The sequence below is a fragment of the Streptomyces longispororuber genome (assembly GCF_014656095.1).
Lineage (GTDB): Bacteria > Actinomycetota > Actinomycetes > Streptomycetales > Streptomycetaceae > Streptomyces > Streptomyces longispororuber.
Window position 1 is genome coordinate 1 of sequence record NZ_BNBT01000247.1, and the last position, 7757, is coordinate 7757.

Consider the following 7757-nt stretch of genomic DNA (forward strand, 5'->3'; position numbering starts at 1 on the left):
CACGGCCGGGCACGCACGGCTCTACCCGGCCGCGGGCGGGCGGCCCGAGCAGCCGGGCGGCGGGCCGGGGCCGGGCGGCGCCGTGGCCGTGCTGCCCTTCGCCGCCAACGCCCTGGCGTTCTACCTGTACTTCCACTTCCAGCACTACCTCGCGGTGTACGCGGTGGAGCGGGCGTCCAGCGCGTTCTACAGCGTGGTCCTGCTGCTGTGCTTCGCCCTGGTCATCGTGGTCCAGCCGCTCGCCTCCGACGCCATCCGGCGCATGCCCTACCCGCGGGCGCTCGCCCTGGGCTTCCTCGGCCTCGCCGCGGGCATGGCGGTCCTCGCCCTCGGCTCGCGGCCCGCGCTGCTCGTCGGCGGGGCTCTCATCACCCTCGGCGACATCGTGCTGTTCCTCAAGAACGACCTGGAGGCGCTGCGCCGCAGCACCCGCTCCGAGGCGGTGGTCTTCGGCAGGCAGCGCCTCGCCGCCGGACTCGGCGCCTGTGCCAGCGGCATCCTGGGCGGCCAGCTCTACGGCCTGACCGAACGCGCCGGCGACACCGGCCTGTTCTGGCTCCTGGCCGCCGCCCAGTGCCTCGTCCTGCCTCCGGCGCTGCTGGCCCTGCGCGGCGCGGGCGACGTTCACGACGGCCCCGTCGGTCACGACAGCGACCACAGTGCCGCGAGCGCCGACAGCCCTGACAGCCTCGACAGTCCCAATAGTTCCGACAGCCCCAATAGCTCCGACAGTCCCAACAGTCCCAACGGCTCCGGCAGTCCCCACAGCTCCGACAGCTCCGACGCGGAAGGAACGACCAGCGCCCATGACACGGACCGGCGGGTTCCAGGACGATGACTTCTGGACCGAGTTCTACGACTTCCTCTTCTCCGAGCAGCGCCACCGCCAGGCCGAGCAGCTCCTCGCCACCTCCTCGCTGCTGTCCTTCCCCCGTGGCACGCGGGTCCTCGACCTGTGCTGCGGCCCGGGCGTGTTCACCGTGCCGCTCGCCGTGCGCGGCCACGAGGTCACGGGCGTGGACCGCAGCGCGGCGATGCTGGCCCAGGCCCGCAAGCGCGCCGCGGACCAGGGGGTGAGCGTCCGCTACGTGGAGGAGGACGTGCTCGCCTTCTCGGAGCCGCGCTCCTACGACGTGGTCCTCAACATGTTCACGTCCTTCGGATACTTCGAGGACCCCGCCGACAACGACCGCGTCCTTCAGGCCATGTACGCCGCCCTCGCGCCGGGCGGCACCCTGCTGCTCGACGTGGCCGGGAAGGAACTCCTCGCCCGCAAGGTGACCCCGCCCAAGGTGGTGCGGCGCGGCGACGACCTGCTGGTGCAGACCGACACGGTCCTCGACGACTGGGCCCGGCTGCGCAGCGACTGGGTGCTGGTCCGGGGGGACACCGTCACCCGCGCCGCCCTGGTGTGGTTCGTGTACAGCGCCGTCGAGCTGAGCGCGATGGTGCGCGCGGCGGGGTTCGCCGGGGTGGAGGTGTTCGGCGGCTTCGACGCCCGCCCCTACGACCAGGACGCGGAGCGGCTGATCGTCCGGGCCGTACGGCCCGAGTGACCTGAGGCTGTACGGCCTTCGCGCATCACTCCGGGTCGTGGTGGTCGTCCGGTGCCGAGGAGGGCGGCTGCGGCTTCGGGCGCTCCCGTCCACCGTCGTGCCCGGACACCACCACGGCCACCAGGCCGACGACCACGGCGGCGGCGACGACCCGCCCCGCCCCCCGCAGCGCCCAGGCGAGGGCCCCGGTCCGGCGCGGCGCGCCCAGCCGCTCACTGCGCCGCGCGGGCCGCCACAGGCGCGCGAGGAGCAGGACCGCCACCGGCAACTGGAGCAGCCACAGCACCGTGCGCGGCCACTCGCCGTACCACACGTTGGTGCCGTACAGGAGGGTGTGCCACACGCTGAGGACGTAGACGACGATGACGCACCGGTGCAGCCGTCGCCACGTGGCCGGGCCGATGCGGTGGCGGACGTAGAAGAGCAGCCCGAGCGGTACGGCGAGGTACAGCGCGCCGAGGCCGATGGGGATGGCCAGTTCGCCGGTCCCCGAGTCGTACCAGCCGGGGACGAAGGCGTCCGCGAAGCCGCCCCACAGCCGCTCGGCCCAGCCGAGGCCGGCCTCGTAGCGCACCAGCTCGGCCGCGAACATCAGCGCGTGCGCGAACATCAGGGCCATGGTGGTGAGGCTGGTGGTCCGGTGCCAGCGCTCCAGCGCGGCGCGCGACGCCGCGAGGCGGCCGGTCAGCCGGCCGGACAGGAGCAGCCCCAGCATGACGGTGCCCCAGGCCCACAGCAGGCCCGACCAGCCGAACGCCTGGCTCAGCAGGTACATCCAGTAGGTGGCCGGGTCGTCCATGAACGGCATGACCGCGACGGTGGCCGAGTCGCCCGAGGCCACGCGGGACCACAGGAAGGCGAACACGGCGGCGGTGACACCCACGGCCGCCGCCGCGTCGGGCAGCGCCGCGCGGAGGTCCGCGCGCAGGCGCACCCGGGTGGCGGCCGGGGCCGCCGCCTCCCGCACCGGCGGGCCGTCGTTGTCTGGCGTCATTTCCTGCTGCATGACGTGGCCCTCCGGTGCGGGTGGGGTGTCCGAGGCGCGATGGGCACAAGTATGGCTGGCGGGAGGCCAGTTGCGCAGACCGCCGGGACGATCGGCGGTGAGCGGTCGCCGGTCGCCGGTCCTCAGCCGTCGGCGCGGCCGAGCTCGGCCAGGCGGGTCAGGGCGGGCAGCGCGGCGGCGAGGGCCCGCCGGTCCTCGGGGGAGAGCCGGGCGACGAGCGGGCTCAGGTGCCGGGTGCGGTCCTGGTGGCGGGAGCGGCCGACGCGCCGCCCGGCCTCGGTGATGTGCACCAGGACGGCGCGGCCGTCGCTCGGGTCGGGGCGGCGCTCCACCAGGCCGTCGCGCTCAAGGCGCGTGACGAGCTGGGTGATGGCGGGCTGGGTGAGCTGCTCGGTCCTGGTCAGCTCGGTGAGCCGTCTCGGGCTGCCGCCGAACGCGAGGGTGTCGAGCACCGAGAGCGTCGTGAAGGGCAGCTTCTCCAGCGTCGGGAGCCGGATGTAGAAGCGGTTGAAGTTCTCGACGGCGGTCGTGAAGGCGTGCACGTCGAGGTCGTCGCCGTCATCGACGACGCGGCCGTCGACGGCTGCGTGCTCCGCACCGTCCGCGCCGTGGTGCGCGTCGCCGACGGGGTGCGACTCGCTGCGGTGTGCCTCGCCGGGGTGCGGGTCGTCAAGGTACGGGTCGTCAGGGTGCGGGTCGTCAGGGTGCGCGTTGTCAGGGAGCGCGTTCTCGTTCACGGCGGAAATATATCGCGCGACTTATATAAGCTGCTTATGATGTTTGCCGGCGGGTGGCCCGTGCGACGGGGCGGGGCACGCCCATGCCGCCATCCCTTCCGCACCCGGACGCGGCCGCGCCGTACGCGTCGTACGACCGCGTCCGCACACAAGGAGCGAGCCCCATGACTGTGCGCATCGGCATCAACGGTTTCGGACGGATCGGCCGCAACGTGTTCCGCGCGGTGGCCGCCCGCGGCGAGGACCTGGAGATCGTCGCCGTGAACGACCTCGGCGACGTGCCGACCATGGCCCACCTGCTGGCCCACGACTCCGTCCTGGGCCGCTTCCCCGACGAGGTCACCGCCGAGCCCGGCGTGATCCGCGCGGGCAAGGCGTCCGTCAAGGTCCTGGCCGAGCGCGACCCGGCCGCGCTGCCGTGGGGGGACCTCGGCGTGGACGTCGTCATCGAGTCCACGGGTGTCTTCACCGACGCGGCCAAGGCCCGCGCGCACGTCGACGGCGGTGCCAAGAAGGTCATCATCGCGGCTCCGGCCAGCGGCGAGGACGTCACGATCGTGCTCGGCGTGAACGAGGACGCCTACGACCCGCGGCGCCACACGATCATCTCCAACGCCTCCTGCACCACCAACTGCCTCGGCGTGCTGGCCAAGGTGCTGCACGACTCCGTCGGCATCGAGTCCGGCATGATGACCACCGTCCACGCCTACACCCAGGACCAGAACCTCCAGGACGCCCCCCACAAGGACCTGCGCCGCGCCCGCGCCGCCGCCCTCAACGTCGTCCCCACCTCCAGCGGCGCCGCCAAGGCCATCGGCCTGGTGCTGCCCGAACTCCAGGGCCGCCTGGACGCGTTCGCGCTGCGCGTGCCCGTGCCCACCGGCTCCGTCACCGACCTGACCGTCACCACCACCCGCCGCACCACCGTCGAGGAGGTCAAGGCGGCGTACGCGCAGGCCGCCGCGGGCGCCTACCGAGGGCTCCTGACCTACTCCGAGGCGCCCCTGGTCTCCACGGACATCGTCACCGACCCGGCCTCGTGCGTCTTCGACGCCGGACTCACCCGCGTCCTCGGCCCCCAGGTCAAGGTAGTCGGCTGGTACGACAACGAATGGGGCTACGCGAACCGCCTCGTCGACCTGTCCCTGATGGTGGGCGCGGGTCTGTAGGGCAGGATCGTACGGCGCCCGTGGGCGGGAGTGGTCGTAGCCGTGGGAACCCGCCCGGGGGCGCCGTGGTCGTCAACCGCGTGATCGCCGTGACCGCCGACCAGTCGACAAGGGGAACGCCCGTGCACCTCGCCCCATCCGCCGTTTCCAGCCGTGGACGCCTGCTCGCCGCCGGTGGCGCCGCCGCCTTGCTGCTCGCGGCCCAAGGCCCCGCCACCGCCGCGCCTGTCCCGCGCCCGGCAGCCACCGCGTCCGCCACCGCCGTGCCCGTCCCGCGCCCGGCAGCCACCGCGTCCGCCACCGCCGTGCCCGTCCCGCACCCGGTCGCCACCGCCGCGCCTGTCCCGCGTCCGGCAGCCGCCGCGTCCGCCGCGCACCCCGGCCCGTACGCGCGGCTGCACGTCGTCGTCGGTCTCTCCGCGCGGCGCCTGGCCACCGCGGAACCCGTCGCCGCCGCCAAGTACGGTACCGGCGGCCCGGTCGACGACCCGGCACGGGAGCGGCGGGTCCTGGACGCCGTGGCGCGGCAGGCGGTGGAGGCGGGTGGCGGCCCCGGGGTGACGGTGCGCGTCTTCCGCGACCAGATCGAGGCGCACAAGGCGGTGCAGCGCGCGCTGCACCGCCGGTGGGACGCCGACCCGGCATCGGCGCCCGCCGAACGGCCCCGCCTTGACGCGGTCCGCGAGGAGATCGATCGCGTCAATGGTGAGCTGGTGCGCGCCCTCGCCGCGGCCCTGCCCGCGCGCACCGCCCCGTCCTGCGCGGGCCTCCTCGCGGCGGCCACCGCCCAGGTGCGGCACGAGCGCGCCCTCGACGGCACGCACGCGGTGGCCCTGGGACGGGCGGTGCGAGCGGTGTGCGGGTGAGCCGAACGGTGGCGTGATCTCGCCCCTGTGGATGCATGTCGGCATACAACGCCCCGCGCGCAAGTGGAAGATGCGACCCTGGAGTCTTCATCGCTGGGACAGAGCCCGGGGGAGCGTGCATGGGTGAGGTGTGGATCGACGCGGGGAGCCCCGCGGGCGCCGGTGCGCTGGCCGGCTGGCTGCGGCGTGATCCTTCGGTGGCGCGGGCGGGCGTCGAGATCGAACCGGCCGCGACCGCCGCGGCCGGGGCGCCGGGCTCCGCGGCAGGGATGGGCACGGTGGAGACGGTCACCGCGATCGTCGACGGCGCGGTCGGCGTCCTCAGCCTGCTCGTCGCCGTCGCGGCCTGGCGACGGCCCCGCGCGACCCCGCCCCCGGTGGTGCGCGTCATCGAGAACGACGGAACCGTGCTGGAAGGCACCGTGGAGGACGTGCTCCGCACGGTACGGGCACGTGGCGAACGGGAGCAGACCAGTACATGACGGTACGGCTGTCCGCTCGGGCGTCCTCCCGAGCGGTCCTGATCGGTGTCGACTCCTACGCGGCGGACGCCGGGCTCGCCCCCCTGCCCGCGGTCAGGCGGAACGTGGCCGCGCTGCGCGACGTGCTCTGCGACGAGGCCAGTTGGGGCCTGAGCCCGGCGAGCTGCCGCGTGCTCGGCCCCGAGGCCGGCACCGGCGAGGTGATGCGGGCCATCGACGAGGCGGTGCGCGAGGCCACGGACACGCTGTTCGTGTACTACGCCGGACACGGCCTGCTGCACCCGAACCGGCCGACGGAGCTCCACCTCGCCCTGCACGACTCCAACGACCAGCAGATGTGGCGGGCCCTGCCGCACGCGTACATCCGCGACGAGGTGCGCGCCGCGCACCGGCAGCGCCACCTGAAGTGCGCCGTGGTCCTCGACTGCTGCTTCAGCGGCGCGGCCGTCGAGGGCGGCATGGGCGCCCGCGACGCGCTGCTGAAACAGGCCGCCGACATCGACGGCGTGTGCGTCCTCACCTCCAGCGCCGCCACCGAACTCGCCTACTCCCCGCCCGACGAGGAGCTGACCGCCTTCACCGGCGCCCTGGTGGGCCTGGTCAGGGCGGGGGTGCCGGAGGCCGGGCCCGTGCTCGACTTCGGCACCCTGCACGGGCGGCTGTACCACCACCTGAGCACCCGGGAACACCCCCAGCACCCCCAGCTCGGCGTCCACAACTCCGGCGAGCGGATCGCCGTCTTCCGTAACCCGGCGTACGTCGCGGACGCCTCGCGGGACCACGAGCGCGAAGCAGTCACGACACCGCAGCCGCCGCCCGCGGAACGGCTGTTCGGCCGGGACCGCGACCTGGACGACCTCGCGGCCCGGGCGGCCGCGGGGCCCGGGCTCCTGGTCATCCACGGGCCGCCCGGCGTGGGCAAGTCGGCGCTGGCCGCCGAGCTGCACCAGCGGCTCACCGGCCGCCGCGGGCACCGGGCCGTCGGCTTCCCCGTCGTCCTCCTGGACGACGTCACGGACGTGGCGGAGGTCTCCCGGGCCCTCGCGACAGCCCGGGACGCCCTCGTCGTGGCCACGAGCCGCGCCTCCCTCACCGAAGCCGGCGCCGGCGTCCGCCGCCACGCGCTCGCCCCCCTCGCGCTGCCCGACGCGGTGGAGATGCTGCGCCACCTCAGCGGCCTGACCGGGTACGACGACGAACTGGCCGAGATCGCCCGGCTGCTGAGCTGCTTCCCGCTCGCCCTGCACCCCGTCGCCGCCCGGCTCCGGCGCACCCCGCCCGACCTCATGCTCGACGCCATGCGCGAGTCCGACCGGCCGCTGCAGCACCTGCGCTCCGACGACGACCGGGTGCGCACCGCCTTCACGGTGTCGTACGAGGCGCTCGACGAGCGGCAGCGCCACGTGCTGCACGCCTGCGTGAGCCACCCCGGAGCGGACTTCGACCGCCACTCGGCGGCGGCCCTCAGCCGGATGCCCCCCGGGATCTGCGGGCTCATGCTGGAGGAGCTGGTGGACGCGGGGCTCCTGCAGCGCAGCGACGACCGGTACGCCTTCCACGACCTCTACCGCAGCTACTCGCACACCTCCGCCAAGGAGGCGGCCCTCTGCCGCACCTGGCTCTACCTGCACCTGCGGCGGCGGCTGAGAGCCGCGCGCGACCACGGCCCCGGCCGGGACTGGCGCGCCGCCGCCTTCCCCGAGCTGCGCGCCGCCGCGCGGGCCGCGCGCGCGGACCGGTGGAACCTCGCGACCGAGCTGAGCTGCGAGGTGGCCGACGCCCTCCGCGAGGAGCGGCGGCTCGACGAGGCCAGGGAGGAGGCCGAGGCGGCCTACCGGTACGCGACGGCCCGGACCGACGGCCGGGCCATCGCGCGGGCGCGCGGCTGCCTCGCCCTCCTCGGCGGCGGGCTCCGCCCCGGCGAGGCCAGGGCGCCGGGGC

At 74.7% G+C, this 7757-nt stretch carries 8 protein-coding genes; 6 read left to right on the forward strand and 2 right to left on the reverse strand.

Annotated elements, in window-relative coordinates:
- Both IE330_RS37060 and IE330_RS37065 read left to right on the forward strand, forming a co-directional pair.
- Nucleotides 1-838, forward strand: an 838-nt coding sequence (locus IE330_RS37060; protein WP_506005402.1) for an MFS transporter, incomplete at its 5' end; no start/stop codon positions are given.
- Entirely contained in the window at nucleotides 807-1556 is a 750-nt protein-coding gene (locus IE330_RS37065; protein ID WP_190140586.1) for a class I SAM-dependent methyltransferase, read from the forward strand. The genes IE330_RS37060 and IE330_RS37065, both read left to right, overlap by 32 nt.
- A 25-nt stretch (nucleotides 1557-1581) precedes the next feature.
- Here the strand turns inward: IE330_RS37065 and IE330_RS37070 are convergent, their stop codons facing one another.
- Both IE330_RS37070 and IE330_RS37075 read right to left on the reverse strand, forming a co-directional pair.
- Entirely contained in the window at nucleotides 1582-2562 is a 981-nt protein-coding gene (locus IE330_RS37070; RefSeq protein WP_190140587.1) for a ferric reductase-like transmembrane domain-containing protein, read from the reverse strand.
- 122 nt (nucleotides 2563-2684) lie between these two features.
- On the reverse strand, nucleotides 2685-3299 hold the full coding sequence (locus IE330_RS37075; protein WP_229926201.1) for a MarR family winged helix-turn-helix transcriptional regulator: 615 nt from the start codon (nucleotides 3297-3299) through the stop codon (nucleotides 2685-2687).
- 164 nt (nucleotides 3300-3463) lie between these two features.
- On the opposite strand from IE330_RS37075, the gene gap reads away from it, so the two are divergent.
- The 4 genes from gap to IE330_RS37095 all read left to right on the forward strand — a co-directional run.
- Entirely contained in the window at nucleotides 3464-4468 is a 1005-nt protein-coding gene (gap, locus tag IE330_RS37080) for a type I glyceraldehyde-3-phosphate dehydrogenase (RefSeq protein ID WP_190140588.1), read from the forward strand.
- A 122-nt stretch (nucleotides 4469-4590) separates the two neighbouring features.
- Nucleotides 4591-5334: a gamma subclass chorismate mutase AroQ gene (aroQ, locus tag IE330_RS39525; RefSeq protein WP_308439079.1), complete on the forward strand. Its 744-nt coding sequence runs from the start codon at nucleotides 4591-4593 to the stop codon at nucleotides 5332-5334.
- Nucleotides 5335-5453: 119 nt separating this feature from the next.
- Nucleotides 5454-5816, forward strand: coding sequence for an effector-associated constant component EACC1 (locus tag IE330_RS37090; RefSeq protein WP_190140590.1), 363 nt, complete (start codon nucleotides 5454-5456; stop codon nucleotides 5814-5816).
- Nucleotides 5813-7757: ATP-binding protein (locus IE330_RS37095; protein ID WP_190140591.1), on the forward strand; the 1945-nt coding region annotated here is incomplete at its 3' end. The genes IE330_RS37090 and IE330_RS37095, both read left to right, overlap by 4 nt.

Bases quoted from the DNA above. Each gene is read 5' to 3' on its own strand.
- IE330_RS37065 (WP_190140586.1), top strand. From the start codon at position 807: ATGACACGGACCGGCGGGTTCCAGGACGATGACTTCTGGACCGAGTTC.
- IE330_RS37070 (WP_190140587.1), bottom strand. From the start codon at position 2,562: ATGCAGCAGGAAATGACGCCAGACAACGACGGCCCGCCGGTGCGGGAG.
- gap (WP_190140588.1), top strand. From the start codon at position 3,464: ATGACTGTGCGCATCGGCATCAACGGTTTCGGACGGATCGGCCGCAAC.
- IE330_RS37090 (WP_190140590.1), top strand. From the start codon at position 5,454: ATGGGTGAGGTGTGGATCGACGCGGGGAGCCCCGCGGGCGCCGGTGCG.